This window comes from Pelomonas margarita (assembly GCF_043555875.1).
Taxonomy (GTDB): domain Bacteria; phylum Pseudomonadota; class Gammaproteobacteria; order Burkholderiales; family Burkholderiaceae_C; genus Pelomonas; species Pelomonas margarita.
Map to the genome: position 1 here is coordinate 283,586 of NZ_JBIGHW010000004.1, position 18,909 is coordinate 302,494.

Annotated in this window: 18 protein-coding genes and 1 tRNA gene; 5 read left to right on the top strand and 14 right to left on the bottom strand. The window is 70.4% G+C overall.

The window, feature by feature from the left end; all coding sequences use genetic code 11:
• Nucleotides 1–11 precede the first annotated feature (11 nt).
• The 6 genes from ACG0Z3_RS09845 to ACG0Z3_RS09870 all read right to left on the bottom strand — a co-directional run bounded on the left by ACG0Z3_RS09845 (nucleotide 12) and on the right by ACG0Z3_RS09870 (nucleotide 6,784).
• Nucleotides 12–1,091 (bottom strand): WD40/YVTN/BNR-like repeat-containing protein, encoded by a 1,080-nt coding sequence (locus ACG0Z3_RS09845; protein ID WP_394397250.1) that lies wholly within the window; start codon nucleotides 1,089–1,091, stop codon nucleotides 12–14.
• Nucleotides 1,092–1,093: 2 nt separating this feature from the next.
• Nucleotides 1,094–2,455, bottom strand: a complete 1,362-nt coding sequence (locus ACG0Z3_RS09850) for a DUF1329 domain-containing protein (protein WP_394397252.1) — start codon at nucleotides 2,453–2,455, stop codon at nucleotides 1,094–1,096.
• A 126-nt stretch (nucleotides 2,456–2,581) separates the two neighbouring features.
• Nucleotides 2,582–4,240 carry a DUF1302 domain-containing protein gene (locus tag ACG0Z3_RS09855; protein ID WP_394397254.1) on the bottom strand — a complete coding sequence of 553 codons (1,659 nt, stop codon included), beginning with the start codon at nucleotides 4,238–4,240 and terminating at the stop codon, nucleotides 2,582–2,584.
• A 227-nt stretch (nucleotides 4,241–4,467) separates the two neighbouring features.
• The gene (locus tag ACG0Z3_RS09860; protein WP_394397256.1) at nucleotides 4,468–5,280 is read right to left on the bottom strand and encodes a substrate-binding periplasmic protein; all 813 of its coding nucleotides are present in this window, start codon (nucleotides 5,278–5,280) and stop codon (nucleotides 4,468–4,470) included.
• 99 nt (nucleotides 5,281–5,379) lie between these two features.
• On the bottom strand, nucleotides 5,380–5,718 hold the full coding sequence (locus tag ACG0Z3_RS09865; RefSeq protein ID WP_394397258.1) for a thioredoxin family protein: 339 nt from the start codon (nucleotides 5,716–5,718) through the stop codon (nucleotides 5,380–5,382).
• A 31-nt stretch (nucleotides 5,719–5,749) separates the two neighbouring features.
• Nucleotides 5,750–6,784, bottom strand: coding sequence for an MBL fold metallo-hydrolase (locus ACG0Z3_RS09870; RefSeq protein ID WP_394397507.1), 1,035 nt, complete (start codon nucleotides 6,782–6,784; stop codon nucleotides 5,750–5,752).
• Between the two features lie 410 nt (nucleotides 6,785–7,194).
• Here ACG0Z3_RS09870 and ACG0Z3_RS09875 point away from each other — a divergent pair, with 410 nt between their 5' ends.
• Nucleotides 7,195–7,641 (top strand): low molecular weight phosphatase family protein, encoded by a 447-nt coding sequence (locus tag ACG0Z3_RS09875; protein ID WP_394397260.1) that lies wholly within the window; start codon nucleotides 7,195–7,197, stop codon nucleotides 7,639–7,641.
• A gap of 15 nt (nucleotides 7,642–7,656) precedes the next feature.
• On the opposite strand, the gene ACG0Z3_RS09880 is transcribed toward ACG0Z3_RS09875, so the two are convergent.
• Together ACG0Z3_RS09880 and ACG0Z3_RS09885 are read right to left on the bottom strand one after the other, a co-directional pair.
• A complete protein-coding gene (locus ACG0Z3_RS09880) occupies nucleotides 7,657–9,105 on the bottom strand; it encodes a sensor histidine kinase (protein ID WP_394397262.1) in 1,449 nt (482 codons plus the stop codon).
• The gene (locus ACG0Z3_RS09885) at nucleotides 9,098–9,775 is read right to left on the bottom strand and encodes a response regulator transcription factor (protein WP_394397264.1); all 678 of its coding nucleotides are present in this window, start codon (nucleotides 9,773–9,775) and stop codon (nucleotides 9,098–9,100) included. The genes ACG0Z3_RS09880 and ACG0Z3_RS09885 overlap by 8 nt, the downstream gene beginning before the upstream one ends.
• 127 nt (nucleotides 9,776–9,902) lie before the next feature.
• On the opposite strand from ACG0Z3_RS09885, the gene ACG0Z3_RS09890 reads away from it, so the two are divergent.
• From ACG0Z3_RS09890 to ACG0Z3_RS09905, 4 genes are all read left to right on the top strand, one after another.
• Nucleotides 9,903–10,922 carry a porin gene (locus tag ACG0Z3_RS09890; protein ID WP_394397266.1) on the top strand — a complete coding sequence of 340 codons (1,020 nt, stop codon included), beginning with the start codon at nucleotides 9,903–9,905 and terminating at the stop codon, nucleotides 10,920–10,922.
• 218 nt (nucleotides 10,923–11,140) lie between these two features.
• Complete coding sequence (locus tag ACG0Z3_RS09895; RefSeq protein WP_394397268.1) at nucleotides 11,141–12,103, top strand: tripartite tricarboxylate transporter substrate binding protein; 963 nt, start codon at nucleotides 11,141–11,143, stop codon at nucleotides 12,101–12,103.
• A gap of 8 nt (nucleotides 12,104–12,111) precedes the next feature.
• Nucleotides 12,112–12,621 (top strand): tripartite tricarboxylate transporter TctB family protein, encoded by a 510-nt coding sequence (locus tag ACG0Z3_RS09900; RefSeq protein ID WP_394397270.1) that lies wholly within the window; start codon nucleotides 12,112–12,114, stop codon nucleotides 12,619–12,621.
• A gap of 16 nt (nucleotides 12,622–12,637) precedes the next feature.
• Nucleotides 12,638–14,119: a tripartite tricarboxylate transporter permease gene (locus ACG0Z3_RS09905; RefSeq protein ID WP_394397508.1), complete on the top strand. Its 1,482-nt coding sequence runs from the start codon at nucleotides 12,638–12,640 to the stop codon at nucleotides 14,117–14,119.
• On the opposite strand, the gene ACG0Z3_RS09910 is transcribed toward ACG0Z3_RS09905, so the two are convergent.
• The 6 genes from ACG0Z3_RS09910 to ACG0Z3_RS09935 form a co-directional block, all read right to left on the bottom strand.
• Complete coding sequence (locus tag ACG0Z3_RS09910) at nucleotides 14,116–14,904, bottom strand: ATP-binding cassette domain-containing protein (RefSeq protein WP_394397272.1); 789 nt, start codon at nucleotides 14,902–14,904, stop codon at nucleotides 14,116–14,118. The two genes, ACG0Z3_RS09905 and ACG0Z3_RS09910, sit on opposite strands and share 4 nt — an antisense overlap.
• 2 nt (nucleotides 14,905–14,906) lie before the next feature.
• The gene (gene ssuC, locus ACG0Z3_RS09915; RefSeq protein ID WP_394397274.1) at nucleotides 14,907–15,671 is read right to left on the bottom strand and encodes an aliphatic sulfonate ABC transporter permease SsuC; all 765 of its coding nucleotides are present in this window, start codon (nucleotides 15,669–15,671) and stop codon (nucleotides 14,907–14,909) included.
• A gap of 3 nt (nucleotides 15,672–15,674) precedes the next feature.
• A complete protein-coding gene (gene ssuD / locus ACG0Z3_RS09920; RefSeq protein ID WP_394397276.1) occupies nucleotides 15,675–16,847 on the bottom strand; it encodes an FMNH2-dependent alkanesulfonate monooxygenase in 1,173 nt (390 codons plus the stop codon).
• A 100-nt stretch (nucleotides 16,848–16,947) separates the two neighbouring features.
• On the bottom strand, nucleotides 16,948–17,922 hold the full coding sequence (locus tag ACG0Z3_RS09925; RefSeq protein ID WP_394397278.1) for a sulfonate ABC transporter substrate-binding protein: 975 nt from the start codon (nucleotides 17,920–17,922) through the stop codon (nucleotides 16,948–16,950).
• 126 nt (nucleotides 17,923–18,048) lie between these two features.
• Entirely contained in the window at nucleotides 18,049–18,603 is a 555-nt protein-coding gene (gene ssuE, locus ACG0Z3_RS09930; RefSeq protein ID WP_394397280.1) for an NADPH-dependent FMN reductase, read from the bottom strand.
• A gap of 129 nt (nucleotides 18,604–18,732) precedes the next feature.
• Nucleotides 18,733–18,807 (bottom strand) — tRNA-Arg (locus ACG0Z3_RS09935).
• Nucleotides 18,808–18,909: the final 102 nt, after the last annotated feature.

Below are 18,909 nucleotides of genomic sequence, written 5' to 3' on the forward strand. Positions count from 1 at the left end.
CGAGGAGATCCTTAGGTACTGCGGGACTTCAGTGCCACGCGCTGCAGGCCGCGCTGGCCCACGAGCACGAGGGCGCCGTCGGGGGCGGCGGCGAGGTCGGCGAACGGAAAGCGCGTGGGCAGCGGCCGCGGCTGGAAGCTGCGGCCCGCGTCACGCGAGATCAGCAACTGGCCCGCCGCGCCGACGACGGCCACGCTGCCATCGGCCAGCGGCGTGCCGCCGGTGAGGGCTGCGTCGATGGGCGTGGCGATGGCCTCGAGCGGCGCGCCCGGCGCGGCACTGCGCAGCACGCGGCCGCGCAGGCCCAATAGCAGCAGCGTGCCGTCGGCCAGCACGACGCTGCCGAACAGCGACGCGGCGCTGGGCGGCGCGACGGGCTGGAAGCGGGGCCGTGCCGCATCCGCGCGCAGCAGCAGCCCCTGCTCGCCGTACAGCCACAGCTCGTCGCCGCGCTCGGCGTGGCCGTACAGCGAGAAACCGTCGGGGTTGGGCAGCGCGTGCATCAGCGAGGCCCACTGCCGGCCGCCATCGCGCCCGGCCAGCGCCATGCCGTAGGCGCCCACGGCCAGCAGGCTGCCGTCGGCGCGCGGGGCGATGTGCAGCAGCGGCTTGTCGGCGCCTTCGTCGACGAAGCGCTGCGCGTCGTCGGCGGTCAGTGTGGCCTCGGCGTTCGCCGCATCGGCGGCTGACGCGCCGGCATGGATCAACGCGGCCGCCTGCCGGCCTTCCAGAACGCGGATCCAGCGCCTGCCGCCGTCGTCGGTGCGCAGCACGACGCCCATGTGGCCGGTGGCCCAGCCGTGGCGGGCGTCGGTGAAGGCCAGCGAGGTCAGCGTGACGCTGACCGGCACCTCGGCCTGGGCCCAGGTCTGGCCGGCGTCGTCGGAGCTGATGACCACGCCGCGCTCGCCGGCCGCCACCAGCCGTTGGCCGGCCCGTGCAACGGCCAGCAGCGCGCAGTGAGTGGGCCGGCGCACGGGCAGCGCCGCGCGCTCGGTGGCGGGTGCGCGAGCCGCCTTGGCGGGCAGGGCCAGCCCGCCCAGACCGGCGGCGATGAAGGCCCGCCGGCGCCTGTCAAACAGAGGGCTCACGTTCAGCGGACTCCGCCACTGGACAGAGCCGCCGACGAGAACTTGCTCAGCCGCCTGGCGTCGAACGGCGCATAGGCCACGCCGCCGGTGTCGTTGATGGCCGCGGCGTACATGAAGCCGCCGCCGACGAGGTCGAAGATGGCGTAGGACAGCGTGGTGGCCAGCGGCTGGTCGCCGGCCAGCAGCGTGAAGGCCTGGCCTGTCTTCCACAGCTTGCCCTGTGCGTCCCAGGAGTCGCTCAGCACGGCCTGCCAGGTGTCCTCGTGCAGGTAGAGGCGGCGCTTGGCAGCGACGTTGCGCTTGCCGTCGCGCAGCGTGCCCTCGACCACCCACACACGGTGCAGTTCCCAGCGCACGGCGTCCGCGGCTAGCGTGTGCTTGCCCAGCGCTTGGTCGATGGACTTGAGCATCAGGCCGTTGTTGTTGAACGGCACGAACATCTCGCGCTTGCCGATGAGCTTGAACTTGTAGCGGTCCTGCGCGCCGATGAAGAGGTTGACGTCGTCGAAGTTGGCGATGCCGGCAGTGGACGGGTCGGGCGTGTCGTAGGCCACCGACGGCGACTTGCGCACGCGGCGCTGGCCGGGCACGTACTGCCAGGCATCCTTGGCGTGGCTGAAGTTGTCGACGTAGTCGATGGTCAGCAACGCCTGGCCGGCGTTGGCCGGCGGCTCGGTGATGCCGATGCGCGCGCGCGCCCATTCGCCGTCAAAGCCCTCGGCCGAGGCGTCGAGGTTGTAGTACGGGTAGATCAGCGACGTGCCCTGGCGGTTGGTCAGCACGCGCTGGCCGCTGGAGGTCGTCACGTACTTGTCTGACACGAACTCCGTCACCTGGCCGCGGTAGCTCAGCATGTGGTTCCAGATCGCCTCGTGCCCGTCCTTGGGCACGGGGAAGGGCACGCCGCCGAAGGCGTCCTCGATGGTCAGGCCGTCGTTGGCCAGCTTGGCGCGGCCGGCGTTCTTCATGATCTGCAGGTACAGCGCCTGCGGGAACACGGCCGAGCGGCGCGTGGGGTAGACGTCGATGCGGAAGTCGGGGTACTTGGCCAGCAGCGCCTTGGTGCCGTCGCTGAGCTTGTCGCCCTGCGCTGTGGCGTTGGCGGCGGTGATGGTCAGGCGTGGCCTGTCGGCGGCGAAGGGGTCATTGCGGCGGCCCTTGGCGTCCAGCGTCGTGGGCACGGGCTTGCCGTCCCACGCGGGGATGCTGCCGTCCTTGTTGGCGGCGCGCTCGGCGCCGTACGGGGTCAGGTTGCCGGACTTGAGTGCGGCGCTGTCGTCGCTGGCGCCGGCCAGCGATGCTGTGGTGGCGGCAACCAGGCCGGCGACGAGCCAGGCGGCCTGGCGGCGGTGGAGGGCTTGCATGGGAGGGTCTCCTGTCTTCGATGTCGGGGTGGGCGTGTCGCGTCGGGCGCCGCGCCCCTGCAGGCCGGCCTGCAGGACCGGCCGGACGGGCCCGCGTTCAGCGGGCGCGGGTGGGGGCGAGCGGCGTCAGAACGCGACCTGCGCGCTGAAGCGCAGGTAGTCGCGGTCCAGCACCGGCTGGCGCTCGGGCTTGCCGAGGAAGTTGATGTACGAGAGGTTGAAGTTCCACTTGTTCAGGTAGGTGCCGCCGATGCCCAGGACCAGCTCGCCGGCCCTGTCAGGGCTGCCGCTGAACGGGAAGGAGGTGTCCACCATGGAGTTGCCGCGCAAGGACCAGCCCAGGTTGACGGGGGCATTCAGGTCCAGCCCCGGCAGGGCCTGGTACCAGGTGGGCGTGAAGATGACGCGCAGGCCGCCGCTGGTCTCGTGCTTGTCGCGGTTGACCTTCTCGGTGCCGACGGGGAAGCGGCCGCCGACGACGGTGCGCACGTCGTCGATGCGGTCGACATGGTTGGCTGCGAACTCGCCGACCAGGCTGGCGCCGTCCCAGAAACCGCCCTTGGGCAGCAGCGTGGTCCACGACAGGTTCAGGTGCACCGTGCGGCCGGTCACGTAGCGTGGGTCGGCGGGTGAGACCACGCCTTCCTTGACGGCCAGGATCTGCCCGTCGCGCACGGACATCTCCAGGCCGACGTTGGTTTCGCCGATGAGGCGCGCGATGCTGGCGCCGAAGGCCTTCACCGGCTCGGTGGGCACGATGAGGCGGTAGCTGCCGCCGCTTGTGTTGGTCTGGATGACGGTGGACGTGTCGCGGTACTGGATCGCGTAGAAGCCGAGGTCGGCGTCCAGCGCGGCGCTGCGGGTGTTCAGCGCGAAGCCGAAGTTGTGGCTCTGCTTGCCCTCGGCCATGCCGAGGTAGTCCAGGTAGCAGTTGTTGAAGCGCTGCGAGATGGGCACCGTACTTGCGCCGCAGCGGTTGGCGCTGGCGTTGCCGATGAACATGCGCTCGGCACCGGCGCCCAGCATGTCGGTCGCGCTCAGGTAGCTGCCCGATGGGTGCAGCCGCGTGGGCTTGTACTTGAACTGCACATAGGCCTCGACGCTGGTGTTGTCGCTCAGTTGCAGCGTGGACGACAGCTGCGGCACCGGCATCGTCGTCTCCTTGGCCTGCGTGCCGGGGATGCTGAGTTTGTAGACGTCGATGGGTGCCATGCCCTTGGCGATGCCGTTCATGCCGAAGAACAGGCTGGTGCCCCAGATCAGCGAGTGCTGGCCCAGCCGCATGGACAGCACCTTGCCGTCGCCGAAGTCGTGCCGGCCGAAGGCGAAGGCATCCAATATCTCGACACGTTGGCCTGCGATGTCGCGCGTGCCCTTGGTGAAGGCGTTGTACGCCACGCTGGCGCGGCTGGCGGACAGCGGCGAGTCATGGTCATTGGCCTGGGTGTAGACGCGGTCAACCCAGGCCGCGGCGGACAGGCGCAGGCCCCAGCCGTCCTTCTGTGCGTCGAACTCGGACAGCAGGTCCACGCGGTTGGAGATCAGCGCACCCTTGGCGAAGCCGCGGTTGCCGTCGTCGGTGTTGGGGCTGGCGAGCGTCAGGTCTTGCGCCCTCAGGCGCTGGCCGACGCTGTAGCGCAGCGTGTTGTCCCAGCGGATCTGCCAGTCGCCGCCTGGGTTCAGATCAGTCGCGAAGGCGGCGGGCGGGAGGCCCAGGCCGAGGAGGGCGACGGCGCGGGCGGCCGCGCGCAGCGCCGGCCGGGGGCGCATGGATGCGTGCTTCAAGTGGTCTCCTGTTCATTGCTCCCGGTCAGCCTGCGCAGTGGCGGCGTTGCACCGGACCCATCGCCTCCCGGGGGGATGCCTCGCCGCCGTGCCGCTCTTGACTGGCGGCTGCGGGCGGGGCTGGGGGCGTGAAAGGATGTTGCCGACGGCCTCCCGGCACGTCGATTGAGAAATCTCGCGCCCGGGTTGAGCGAGCGGTTAAGCCGCGTTTTCCCGGGGGCGGGTGTTTAGGGCAGAGGGCGGATGCTCAGGCCCAGGCTGCCGGCCGGGTGGTGCTCGTTGAAGAGCTGCCAGACCCGCCCCGCGCGTGCCGCCGTACCGAAGGCCTGTCGCAGGACGCTGCGGTCGTCCGCATTCAGGCTCCGGCGCGACAGGTACAGCCCGCTGGCACTCCAGCCCAGCTCTTCCAGCGGCTCTGCGCGCAGCTGCCGGAGCAGTGGCTGCAGGTCGTTCTCGACGAGCAGGGTGCCGACGAAGATGCTCGCCGGCATGACCGTGCCCTGCGCGAGCCCCTGGCGCAATGCACGTGCGACGCCGACCGCGTCGGCTTCCTCGACGAGGCGCTGACGCTGGCGCAGCGCGGCGATGGTGTTGTCGTAGGCCGGCCCGAACGAGAAGCCACGCACGACGGCCAGCTTGTAGTCGGGGCGCGCAAGAAGATCGGCCAGCGAACGCGGCAGTTGCGCCTGTTCGTCCAGTGCCAGTACGCTGGGGCGCACCTGGATCAGCGGCACGAACTCCGCCACCGCGTCACGTGCGGGTGTGGCCGAGGCGGGCACCAGGATGTCGGCGTGGCCGGCATCGAACAGCGTTTGCTGCCGGGCCCGCGGCACGCGCTGCACCTCCAGCTGGCAGCCGGCGTTGGCCGCCGCCTCGCGCAGCAGCGTGGGGTAGATGCCCATCGCCTGGCTGCCTTCGAAGCTGACGCTCACGCCGATGGGGGCCAGCGGCACGCGCAGCGGGCGCGTGCAGCCGGCCTGGGCGCCCAGCGCCGCGAGCGCAGCCAGGCTTGCAATGACGGATCGCTGGATGACGTTCATGCCGACGGGCTCCCGTTGACAGCGCCACCATTGTGAACTGGCGCGTCGCGTCGTTCCATCCGGGGCAACGCCGGCCTGGCCGCGCCTGGGGCTGGCTGCTCAGCCCCGGGCGCGCAGCCGCTGCGCCAGCGTGGCGTAGGCGGGCTCGACGCGGGCCGGCGCGGCGTCGGCCAGGTGGGCGCGCAGTACGCGCTTCAGCGTCTCAGGCTGCGGCGTCAGTGGGCCGGCGAAGCGCACGTGCCCGGCGTCGGCGATCAGCAGCGTGGGAAAGGTCTCGATGTCCAGCTCGCCGATCAGCTCGGCCTCGTCCTCGATGTCGATCCAGTGCACCCGCAGCCCGTCCTGGGGCAGCTCGGCGCAGGCGGCTTCGAAGACTTCGCGGTAGGACTCGCAGGTGCGGCACCAGGCGGCACACAGGCAGGCGACATGCAGGCTCATGGGGCGGATGCTGCCACGAGTGGGCGCGAGGTCACTTCAGCCCCGCCCACCAGCGCCGGTTCTCGCGCGGTGCGCCCACGGTCAGCACCTCGCCGATCTCGGGCGTGGCCAGCGTGATGCCGCGTGCCGACGTGAGTTCGGCGATGCGCTCCAGCGGGTCGCGCCAGGTGTGGAAGGCCAGGTCGAAGGTGCTGTTGTGCACCGAGTACAGCACCCGGCCGCGCAGGTCCTGGAAGGCCTGCACGCTCTGCTCGGGCGTCATGTGCACGGCGGGCCAGTAGGTGTCGTAGGCGCCGTTCTCCATCAGCGCGAGGTCGAATCCGCCAAAGCGCTCGCCGATGGCCTTGAAGCCGTCGAAGTAGCCGGTGTCGCCGCTATAGAACAGGCGCTGCCCGCCGGCCTCCAGCGCCCAGGAGGCCCACAGCGTGCGGTTGCGGTCGGCCAGCGTGCGGCCCGAGAAGTGCTGGGCCGGCGTGGCTGTCAGCGTCACGCCGGCATGCGTGGCGGCCTGCCACCAGTCGAACTCCTGCACGCGCTCGGCCGGCACGCCCAGGTCCACCAGCCGCGCCTTGACGCCCAGTGGCACGAAGTAGCGCTCGGCTTTGGTGGCGAGGTGCTCGATGGTGGGCACGTCCAGGTGGTCGTAGTGGTCGTGCGACAGGATGATGCCGGCGATGGGCGGCAGCTCGCGCAGCGCCAGAGGCGGTGCATGGAAGCGTTTGGGGCCGGCAAAGCTGAAAGGCGACACGCGCTCGCCGAACACCGGGTCGATGAGCCAGTAGCGGCCCTGCAGCTTCAGCAGGTGCGAGGAATGGCCCAGCCGCACGATGTGGTTGGCCTTCGGGTCCAGCGCGTCCAGCTGCGCGCGTGTGACGGAACGCACGGGGATGGCGTCCACCGGCACCGTGCCGACCTTGCTGCCGAACAGGAAGCGCGACCAGATCTGCCAGCCACTGGCGCTGGGTGGCGTGGCTGGGTTGGGTGGGTTGGTGAACTGGCAGTTGCGGAACTGCGGCGAGGCGGCGTAGGGCGAGTCGCAGTCGCGGCTGCTGGCGCAGCCGCTCATCAGCGCTGTGCACGTCAGGAGGGCGAGCAGGGCCAGCAAGGACAGCGCGGCGCGGGCGTTGCGGGAAGACAGGCGCAGTAGGGCGTGCATGCGCCGCACTGTGCACCAGCGGCAGCGGCCTTGCTGACGCGCGGGTTCTTGCGAGCCTGACGCTATGGCAGTCATCAACAAACGCAACTGGCCGCCGCGCCGCCGCCTGCGAATACTGCAGGCCAGTCGTCGCGCGGTGGCCGCTCTGCCCCCGGCGCGGCGGCATCACAAGACCACGGCGCTTGCGCGCAGGAGACACGCATGCTCACCACACTGATTGACGCCTGCCGGTGCGGCATGGCGGTGCTGGGCGCCAGCCGCTGGCCGCTGGAGGCCGCGCTGGCCCATGGCCTGCGGCTGCCTGCAGACGGCAGCGTGTGATGCGCTCGGGTCAGGCCGCGGCCGGGCCAGGGCCGGCGGCGCCCGGGCCGCAGCCGCATGGCGAGGCGATGCGGCGCCTGTGGACGCGGCTGCTCGCGCTGCTGGCGCACCTGGCGCAGGTCTGCCGTGATCCCGAGGGTGAGCGGCTCTTGCGCGGCGTGGGCGTGCGGCGCACGCAGGTGCTGATCGCGGGCCTGGACGGCGAGTACGGCAAGTCCCGCGAGCTGGCGGCGCGCTGTGGCTGCGAGCCCAGCGGGCCCGAGGTGCAGGCGCTGGCAGCGCAGCTGACGCGGCGCGACGACCTGGCGCAGAGCTTCCTGGAGCTGGGCCATTGCTACGAGCAACTGCTGCGCTTGTGGGCGCCGCCCGCCGGCACGCACCGTTACAACTGGCTGGACAGCCGCGCCCGCGTGCACCTGGCGCGGGCGGCTTCTATCCGGGGTTGAGGGCGCGAGCGCCTGTCACCCCTGCCCGCCTGGCATGCCCGCCGGGCCGCTGAGTGGCAGCTCCACGCGGGCATCCAGCCCGGCGATGCGCCCCTGCGCCAGTCGGTTGCGCAGCGTGATCTGCCCGCCTAGCGACTGCACCAGCGCCTGGCAGATGGCCAGCCCCAGGCCCGAGCCGCTGCCACCTTCGCCCGTGGCAAAGGGCAGGAAGAGCCGCTGCTGCTGCACGTCCGTCAGGCCGGGGCCGTCGTCGGCGATCAGCAGCCGCGCATGGGGGCCCTCGGTGTCCAGCGTGATCGCCAGCCTGCTGCCGGGAGGCGTGTGCTGGATGGCGTTGTGCAGCAGGTTGCGCGTCAGCTCGCGCAGCGCCCACTCGTGGCTGGCGATGGGTGCGGGCTCGGTGTGGATGTCGAAGTCCAGCCCCTGCTTGGCGATCAGCGGCGCGAGGTCCAGCGCCATCGCGCGCACGATGTCGGCCCAGTCCAGCACCGGCATGTCGTCGCGCTGCTGGCGCATCTGCTCGGCGCGGGCCAGCGCCAGCATCTGCGTGGCCAGCTGCGTGGCGCGGGCCACGGTGGTGTCGATCTCGGCGAGCGCCTGCTGCGGCTCCACATCGCCCTGGCGGGCGGACTGCACCTGCACCTTCAGCACTGCCAGAGGCGTGCGCAGCTGGTGCGACGCATCGCGCACAAAGCGCTTCTGGTGCTCCAGCAGACGCGCCTGGCGGGCCAGCGCGTCGTTGGTGGCGACGATGAGCGGCGCCAGCTCGGCCGGCATGTCGGGCGCCTGCAGCGGGCTGAGGTCGTCGGCGTCGCGCTCGCGCAGCGCGGCGCTGAGCGCACGCACTGGCCGCGTCGCGCGCTGCACGACGGCCCACACGACGATGGCGATGACGCCCAGCAGCGCCGCCTGCCGCCACAGCGTGTGCAGCAGCACCTGGCGCGCGAGGCTGCGGCGCAGCGCCAGCGTCTCGGCCACCTGGATAGTGGCCAGACCCATGCCGGTCTGGCCCGACACCGGCTGCAGCAGCACGGCCATGCGCACCGGCTCGCCACGGAAGCTGTCGTCATAGAAGTCCACAAGCGCCGGGTAGGCGCCCTGGTCGGGCAGCTTGCCCTGCCACGCGGGCAGGTCGTCGTAGCCCGACACCATCTCGCCCTTGAAGCCCAGCACGCGGAAGTACAGCCGGCTGCGGCTGTCGGTCTCGAAGGCCTCCAGCGCCGCGTAGGGCACAGCGGCCACCAGCCGCGCCTGCTCGCCGCTGCCGTCCACGCCAAGCAGCTCGCCGATGGCCTTGGCCGATGCCAGCAGCGTGCGGTCGTAGGCGGTGTCCACGGCGCGCAGCGTGTCGCGGTACAGGCTCACGGTGTTGATGGCCACGATGAGGCCCACCGGCAGCAGGATGCCCCACAGCAGCCGAGCGCGCATGGACAGGCCGGCCAGGCGCTGGCGGAACTCAGTCATCGGCCTGGAGGAGGTAGCCGAGGCCGCGCAGCGTGACGAGCTTCGCTCCGGTTGCAGCCAGCCGCTTGCGCAGCCGGTACGCGACCACCTCGATGGCGTCGGGCTGGGCGTCGGCCGCATCGGCAAATACCAGTTCGAACAGCCGGTCCTTGGCCACCGCCTGACCCGGCCGCACGAGCAGCGCGCGCAGCAGCGCCGCCTCGCGCGGTGGCAGGTCCAGCGGCTGGCCGTGGTGGTAGACGGCGCCGCTGTCGGCGTCCGCGCGCAGCCCGCAGAAGCTGGGCGCCTCGCGCGGTGCGTCGCTGGCCTGGCCCTGGCGGCGCACCAGCGCACGGATGCGCGCCTCCAGCTCGTCCAGGTCAAAGGGCTTGGGCAGGTAGTCGTCTGCGCCAGTGTTCAGGCCCAGGATCTTGTCGCCCAGCGTGCCGCGCGCCGTGATGATGATGACCGGCGTCGTCAGCCCCTGGGCGCGCGCCTGGGCCAGCACGTCCAGGCCGTCCTGCCCGGGCATGGACAGGTCCAGCAGCACCACGTCGGGCACGGCTGCATGCCAGCGGCCCAAGGCCTTGGCGCCGTCGTCGCAGATGACGACCTTGAAGCCGCGCCGCTCGAAGGAGCGCTGCAGCGTGGTCTGCATCGCGATGTTGTCTTCAATGACCAGCAACTTCATGGGCGACACGCTAGCACCGGCGCGCGTGGGGCCAGGGCCTGAGGTTTACCCCGACGCGTTGGACAGCCGATTGACAGCCTGGCTGCTCAGCATGACGGCTCCCATAAGTCATACACAGGAGACAACCATGAACTTCCGAATGAAGGCGCTCGTCGCCGCCCTGCTGGCGGGCACCGCCACGCTGGCCGCAGCCCAGTCCTCCAGCGTCACCATCTTCGGCGTGCTCGACGTCGGCGTGCAGCGCCTGACCAACGGCAACAAGACGCTGAACCTGGAGAGCATCGATGGCATGCAGACCAGCCGCATCGGCTTCCGCGGCCGCGAGGACCTGGGGGGCGGGCTGAGCGCTGGCTTCCACCTCGAAGGCGCCATCGGCCCCGACGTCGGCTCGGGCGGTGACTGGCGCCGCCGCGCTACGGTCAGCCTGGCGAGCAAGGACGCCGGCGAGCTGCGCCTGGGGCGCGACTACACGCCGACCTTCTGGAACATCAGCAAGTTCAACGCCTTCGGCACCAACGGCGTGGGCGCGGCCAGCAACCTGGTCTACGGCTTCGACGGCGCGTCCAGCACGGCCAAGACCGTGATCCGCTCGGACAACTCGGTGGGCTACTTCCTGCCCGACGGCCTGGGCGGCGTTTACGGCCAGGCCATGGTGGCGGCGGGCGAGGGCAGCACGGGCCGCTACGTCGGCGCGCGCCTGGGCTGGGCCGGCAACGGGTTGGACGTGGCGCTGGGCGTGTCCGAGACCACCAACACCGCCGCCGGTGCCAAATTCAAGGTCGTCAACCTGGGCGGCAGCTACACGGTCGGCGCGCTCAAGCTGCTGGGCCTCATTCACAACAGCAAGCAGACGACGCGCGAACAGAAGAACCTCGTCATCGGCGCGCACTACGCGCTGGGCAGCGGCATCGTGCGCGCCAGCTTCGTCAACGCGCAGTCGCGCAACAGTGCCAATGGCGAGGACTACACGGGCAAGCTGTTCGCGCTGGGCTATGTGCACAACCTGTCCAAGCGCACGTCGCTCTACTCGACGATCTCGCAGGTCAACAATAGCAAGACGGGCCGCTTCCTGATCCCCGGTGGGTCGGCGATCGCCCTGGGTGACGATTCGCGCGGCATCGAGGCCGGCATCTATCACTCGTTCTGACAGGCCCCTCGTCCAGGGAGTACCTCGGCCGGCCTTGCAGGCAGCGCTTCGGCGAGTGCCTCAGCCCTTCGCCAGGCACGTCGCGCCCACTGGGCGCAACATGTCCTGGCTAAGCCCCGAGGGGACGGCGATGCTTGCGGCTGCGAGCCGCAAGCACATCGCCGGAACGGGCCGGCGCTCGGCCCGCGAGTTCACAGATGACGTCAAAGGAGACAACCATGCGTCGCGACACCTTCCTCAAGTCCCTGGCAGCGCTGGCTGCCACTGGCGCGCTCCCACTGAGCGCCAGCGCGGCCGGCGTGCCCATGAAGCTGATGATCCCCGCCAACCCCGGCGGCGGCTGGGACACCACGGGCCGTGCGCTCGGCAAGGCGCTGCAGGATGCGGGCGTCGCGTCGTCCGTGCAGTTCGAGAACAAGGGCGGCGCGGCCGGCGCGCTGGGCCTGGCCCAGTTCGTCAACGCCAGCAAGGGTGACCCGCACGCGTTGCTGGTCATGGGCGCCGTCATGCTGGGCGGCATCATCACCGGCAGGCCGCCGGTCAGCCTGTCGCAGGCCACGCCCATCGCGCGCCTGATCAGCGAGTACAACGTGTTCGTCGTCCATGCGGCGTCGCCGCTGAAGACGATGAAGGACGTTGTCGAGCAGCTGAAAAAGGACCCCGGCAGTGTCAAGTGGGGCGGCGGTTCGCGCGGCGCGACCGAGCACATCGCCGCGGCCATGATTGCCCGCGACGTCGGTGTGGACGCGGCCAAGATCAACTACGTGCCCTTCCGTGGCGGTGGCGAGGCGACGGCGGCCATCCTGGGCGGCAACGTCACCATCGGCGGCAGCGGCTTCAGCGAGTTCCAGCCGTATCTTGAGAGCGGCAAGATGCGCGCCATCGCCGTCACGGCGCCTGCGCGCATCAAGGGCCTGAACGCGCCGACGCTGAAGGAGTTGGGCATCAACGTCGAGATCGGCAACTGGCGCGGCGTGTACGCGCCGCCGGGCATCACGCCGGAGCAGCGCAAGGCGCTGACCGACCTCGTCGTGGCGGCCACCAAGAGCAAGAGCTGGGCCGAGTCCGTCGACAAGAACGGTTGGACGCCGGCGTTGCTGGCGGGCGTCGAGTTCGACGCATTCGTCGACCGTGAGTTCGCGACGCTGCGCGCCATCATGGTCAAGAGTGGAATGATCTGAGGCCGGCAATGAGCAGTACCCCTTCCACGGCCAGCCAGACGCTGGTGGGTGCCGGCGTTCTCGTCGTCGGCGCCGTCATGGCGTTCGGCGCCACGTTCATCCCGTCCGATGCCGGCTATGCCGGCGTGGGGCCCAACGCGTTGCCGTGGCTGGTGTCCGTCGTGCTGATGCTGTGCGGCGGCTGGCTGGTGTGGGAGGCGCGCACGGGCGGCTACCGCGAGATGGAAGCGCCGTCCGGCGCCGAACGCGGCGACTGGCGCGCCGTGGCCTGGGTGGTGGCCGGCGTCGTCGCCAACGCCAGCCTCATCACGACGATCGGCTTCATCCTCGCCTGCGGCCTGTGCTTTGCGCTCGCCGTGCGCGGCCTGCGCATGGCCGAGGGCAAGCCGGGTGGCGGGGCGAAGCGCAGCGCTACCGACCTGTTGACCGGCGTGGCCATCGCGGCGCCGGTGTTCTGGATGTTCAGCAAGCTGCTGGCCATCAACCTGCCGGGCCTGACGGCCAGCGGCTGGCTGTAAGGAGCGGCCGATCATGATGGATCTCTGGAACCAGCTGATGGGCGGCTTCGCCGCCGCCGGCACGCCCGTCAACCTGCTGTGGGCCTTCCTCGGCTGCGTTATCGGCACCGGCATCGGCGTGCTGCCGGGCCTGGGCCCGGCGGTGACTGTGGCCATGCTGCTGCCCATCACGTCGCAGGTCGAGCCGACCGCCTCGATGATCTTCTTCGCCGGCATCTACTACGGCGCGATGTACGGCGGCTCCACCACGTCCATTCTGCTCAACACGCCGGGCGAAACCGGCACGATGGTGACGGCGCTGGAGGGCTTCAAGATGGCCAAGAGTGGCCGCGCCGGCGCGGCGCTGGCCACGGCGGCCATCGGCTCCTTCGTCGCTGGCACGGTGGCGACGGTGCTCGTCACGCTGTTCGCGCCGGTCGTGGCGGACTTCGCCGTCACGCTGGGCCCGCCGGAGTACTTCCTGCTGATGTTGCTGGCGTTCACGACCGTCAGCGCCGTGCTGGGCAAGAGCACGCTGCGCGGCATGACGGCGCTGTTCATAGGCCTGGCGATGGGGCTCATCGGGCTGGACCAGATCACCGGCCAGGTGCGTTATACGGGCGGCGTGCCCGAGTTCATGGACGGCATCGAGACCGTGCTGGTGGCCGTGGGCCTGTTCGCCGTTGGCGAGACGCTCTACATGGCGCTGTACGAGGGCCGCAGCAAATCCGAGGTCAACAAGCTCAGCAGCGTGCACATGACGAAGATGGAGTGGAAACGCTCCATCCCCGCCTGGCTGCGCGGCACGGTCATCGGCTTCCCGTTCGGCACCATCCCGGCCGGTGGCTCGGAGATCCCGACCTTCCTGAGCTACGCCACCGAGCGCAAACTCAGCGACCACAAGCATGAGTTCGGCACAACAGGCGCCATCGAAGGCGTGGCCGGCCCCGAGGCCGCCAACAACGCGGCTGTGACGGCCACGCTGGTGCCGCTGCTCACGCTCGGCATCCCGACCTCGGTGACGGCCGCCATCCTGCTGAGCGCGCTGCAGAACTACGGCATCCAGGCCGGCCCGCAGCTGTTCACCGCGTCGTCCGCGCTGGTGTGGGCGCTGATTGCGTCGCTGTACATCGGCAACGTGATGCTGCTGGTGCTGAACCTGCCGCTGGTGGGCCTGTGGGTGAAACTGCTGAAAATCCCCAAGCCGCAGCTGTACGCGGGCATCCTGATCTTCGCGACGGTGGGCGTCTACGGCATGCGCCAGAGCGCGTTCGACCTGTTCCTGATGTTGGGCCTGGGCCTGGTGGGCGTCGTGATGCGGCGCTTCGACTTCCCGACCGCGCCGGTCGTCGTCGGTATGATCCTGGGGCCCCTGGCCGAAGCTCAGGGCCGCAACGCGCTGTCCATCGGCAGCGGCAGCTGGAGCGTGTTCGTCGAGCGGCCGCTGTCGCAGGGGCTGCTGGTGTTGCTGGCAGCCGTGCTGGTGGTGCCACGGGTGTGGAAGATGATGCGTCGTTAGGTGGTTGTCGGGTGCCCAATGATGTGTCGCAGCACCCGGTCTTCCAGCTCCGCGAACCCCGGCACCGCGCGTGAGCGGGAGCGGGGCAGCGTGACCGTCGCGTCCAGCGCGATACCGCCGCGGTCGATGAGCAGCACGCGATCGGCCAGGGCCACGGCCTCGGCGACGTCGTGCGTCACCAGCAGCGCGGTGAAGCCATGGCGCTGCCACAGCTGCTCGATGAGGCGGTGCATCTCCAGTCGGGTCAGCGCGTCCAGCGCGCCCAGCGGCTCGTCCAGCAGCAGCAGGCGCGGGCGGTGCACCAGCGCGCGGGCCAGCGCCACACGCTGACGCTGGCCGCCAGAGAGCGTCGCCGGCCAGTCGTCGCCGCGGCCGGCGAGACCCACCTGGGCCAGCGCTTCCATCGCGCGTGCTCGGGCGTCGCGGCCCGCCAGCCCCAGCGCGACGTTGTCGACGACGCGCCTCCACGGCAGCAGCCGCGCGTCCTGATACATCAACCGACGTTCATGCGCCGCGCCGGCGTCGACGAGGCCGGCGCTGGGTGCGTCCAGCCCCGAGATGAGGCGCAGCAGCGTGCTCTTACCGCAGCCGCTGCGGCCCACCAGCGCTACAAATTCTCCGGGCGCGATATGGACGTCGAGGTTCCGCAGCACGTGACGCGTGCCGAAGGACTTGTCGACGCCGCGCAGCGTCAGCGCCAGGCCGTGCGAGGTGTCGCGCGCCGGTGGATCGTTGGTCACGGTGTCACGCGGCAGCGCGGGGGTGTCGAACTCAGTGAGCCACATTGTCAGGATCCTTCGCTCGCATAGCCGCGGTGCCAGGGCAGCCAGGCACGCTCCAGCGCCCGTGCGACCACGTCGGCCAGCTTGCCCAGCAGCGCGTACAGCAGGATGCCCACAAGCACGATGTCGGTCTGCAGGAACTCGCGGGCATTCATCGTCAGGTAGCCGATGCCGGCCTGCGCCGACAGCGTCTCGGCGACGATGAGGAGCACCCACATCAGCCCCAGCGAGAAGCGCAGGCCGACGAGGATGGACGGCAGGGCGCCGGGCAGGATGACCTGCCTGTACAGCTGCCAGCCTGACAGCCCGTAGCTGCGCGCCATCTCGATGAGGTCGCGGTCGACGTTGCGGATGCCGTGGAAGGTGTTCAGGTAGACCGGGAAGAACACGCCCACGGCCACCAGCACCAGCTTGGCCGCCTCGTCGATGCCGAACCAAAGGATGACCAGCGGGATCAGCGCCAGCGCCGGGATGTTGCGCAGCATCTGCAGTGTCGTGTCCAGCAACGCCTCGGCGTGACGCCAGGTGCCCGTCAGCAGGCCCAGCAGCAGGCCCAGCCCGCCGCCGACGGCCAGCGCCGAGAACGCGCGCGCCGCGCTGACGCCGACGTGATGCGCCAGCTCTCCGGAGCGCAGCAGCGTCCAGAACGCGTTGGCCACGGCGGCGGGCTCCGGCAGGATGCGCGCGGACAACCAGCCCGTGCGTGACGCGACCTCCCACGCGACGAGGATGGCCGCGGGCAGCAGCCAGGGGGTGAGGCGCTTCAGCATGCGTCAGCTCGCCGACACGGCCTTGGGCACGTAGCTGTTCGCCACCACCTCACCGAACGGCCCGGTCAGCGCCGGCGCTGTCAGCTTCTCGCGCACGCCCAGCGGCAGCAGCGGGAACACCAGCTCGGCTAAACGGTGTGCTTCGTCCAGGTGCGGGTAGCCGCTGAGGATGAAGTACTCCAGGCCGAGGTCGGCGTATGCCGTGATTCGGGCCGCCACCTGCTGCGGGTTGCCCACGAGGGCCGTGCCCGCGCCGCCGCGCACCAGGCCCACGCCGGCCCACAGGTTGGGCGCGATCTCCAGCCCGGCGCGCACGTTGTTCTTGTCGAACTGGCCGCTGTGCAGCTCAGCCATGCGGCGCTGGCCGACCGAGTCCATCGTCTTGAACTTGGCCTGGGCGGTGGCGACCGTGGCCTCGTCCAGCTGCGACACCAGCTCGGCGGCCGCGCGCCAGGCCTCGTCCTCCGTTTCGCGCACGATGACGTGCAGCCGGATGCCGTACTGCAGCTGCCGGCCCTTCGCGGCAGCGCGCTCGCGCACGTCGGCTAGCTTCTTCGCGACGTCGGCAGGCGGCTCGCCCCAGGTCAGGTAGGTATCCACCTGCTCTGCGGCGAGGTTGTGCGCCGGGCCGGACGAGCCGCCGAAGAACACCGGCGGGTAGGGCTTGCTGATGGGCGGATACAGGACCTTGCCGCCCTTCACGCCGAGGTGATCGCCGTCGAAGTCCAGCGGCGCGCCGTCGTGCGAGCGGGCCAGCAGTTCGCGCCAGATACGGATGAACTCGGCCGATTGCTCGTAGCGCTGGGCATGGCCGAGGAACTGGCCGTCGCCGGCCAGCTCGTCCGGGTCGCCGCCGGTCACGAGGTTGACGAGCAGGCGCCCGCCCGACAGCCGGTCCAGCGTGGCGGCCATGCGCGCGCTCTGCGACGGCGCCACCAGCCCGGGCCGCAGCGCGACGAGGAACTTGAGGTTCTTGGTCGCGTCGATGAGGCTGGCCGCGACGATCCACGAGTCCTCGCACGAGCGGCCTGTGGGCAGCAGCACGCCCTCGTAGCCGAGACTGTCAGCGGCGATGGCGATCTGCTTGAAGTAGGCGTGGTCGGCCACGCGCGCGCCGCGCGCGCTGCCGAGGTAGCGGCTGTCGCCGTGGGTGGGGATGAACCAGAAGATCTTCATGCGGTGGCTCCCGGTACCCTGATGCGCAAGCCTTCGCGCTGCCAGAGTGCCGCGGTGGTGGCGAGGATGGCGATGGCGGCAAGCCGCGGGGCGGGCGAGCTCACTTGCCGGCCTCGGCGAGCTTCACGCTGCCGGGCAGCGCATCCGCCACGCGGATGGGCTTGGGGATCAGGCCCAGCGCGTGGAAGGTGTCGGCGATCTTCTGCTGCTCGGCGACCACAGCGGCGGTCAGTGGCTTCACGCCGAACTGGTAGCGCGTCAGGCTCTTTTCGACGACTTCGGGCTCCAGCCCCTGCAGTGGCGCGATGACGGCCGCGGCGGCCTTGACGTTGGCCTTCAGCGCCGCGGCCTGGGCCTGCGTGTCCTCGAACAGCGCCTGGATGACCTGCGACTGCTTCTCGGCGTAGCCGCGTTCGGCCAGGTAGTAGGCGTAGTTGTTGACGATACCGCGGCCGTCCTGCAGCAGGCGGGCGCCGCTCTGTTTTTCAACAGCGGCGAGGAACGGGTCCCAGATCACCCAGGCATCCACCGCGCCGCGCTCGAAGGCGGCGCGTGCGTCGGCCGGTGGCAGGTAGACGGCCTGCACGTCGCTGAACTTCAGACCTTGCTTCTCCAGCGCCTTCACGAGCAGGTAGTGCACGTTGCTGCCCTTGTTCAGCGCGACCTTCTTGCCTTTCAACCCGGCGACGGTCTTGATGTCCGAGTCCCTGGGCACGACGATGGCCTCGGCCTCCGGCGCGGCGGGGTCGAAGCCGATGTAGACGAACTTGGCGCCGGCCGCCTGCGCAAAGATGGGCGGCGCCTCGCCGACGAAGCCCACGTCGACAGCGCCGACGTTCAGGCCTTCCAGCAGCTGCGGGCCGGCGGGGAATTCCACCCACTTGACCGACACGCCCAGGGCGCTGAGCTTCTTCTCTAGCGAGCCGCTGGACTTCTGGAAGGTGAGCAGGCTGGCGGATTTCTGGAACCCGATGCGCAGTGTCCCGGGTTGTGCGGCCTGGGCTTGCGCCTGTGCATGCAGACTGGTGGCCAGCAACAGAGGCGCCGCCAAGCGCAGGAGGTGACGGAGGGTCATGAGCGATGTCCTTTCAAAAAGATCCCGGCGCCGGTGCGCACCCGATCCGCGCACCCAAGGCGCCGGGATGAAGTCGCCGTTCCCTGAACGGGGGGCGAGGAGACAAACGGTGAGGCGTGCGCCGCGTCAACAGCGGGCGTGCTGCTCGGCCAGCGGCGTCCGCATTCGTGGTGTTAGCGGGGCCAGGGCGCGATCCAGCCGCGCGATGAGCTCGGGCTCCGGGACATAGCCGCCGGCCTCGTGGCGGCGCAGATGCGCGTCCGTGGCGAACACGCAGTCGAGCACATGCCGGGCGCCCAGAGCTGACAGCACGGGCTTGAGCGCGTAGTCCAGAGCCAGGAAGTGCGCCGGGCTGCCGCCGGTGGCCAGCGGCAGCACCAGCTTGTGCCGCAGGGCGTCGGGCGGCAGCAGGTCCAGGAAGACCTTCAGCAGCCCGCTGTAGGCCGCCTTGTAGATGGGTGTGCTGACGATGACGAGGCTGGCAGCCTCGACGGCGCGCACGGCGGCGGCGATGTCGGGCTGCTGCACGTCGGCGGCCAGCAGTGCCTGGGCCGGAAGGCTGCGCACGAGGATGTCGTGCTGCTGCGCGGCATGGCCCTCCAGTCGCGTCAGCGCGAACTGCGTGAGCCACGCGGAGCGCGAGCGTTCGCTGGGGCTGGCGGAGATGCTGGTGATGTGCATGGGGCCTGGTGAAGTTCAGGCCGCCACGATAGGGACGCGCGCTTCTGCGCGGAACGAAGGAAAGTGGTGATGCTTATGCGCCGGGGCGATCCTGTCGCCCGGCTCCCGGGCGCCGGCACTGCGGGCCTGTGGTCCCGCCGACAGGAATCGAACCTGTATCTGCCGCTTAGGAGGCGGCCGTTCTATCCATTGAACTACGGCGAGGCTTCACTCACGGGCCGGACGGCCCGCCGAGGGCGCGGATTCTCGCATGGGCTCTGCAGCGCGCTTGGGTGCAGCTTGCGGCTATCGCTGCCATTGCGAGGC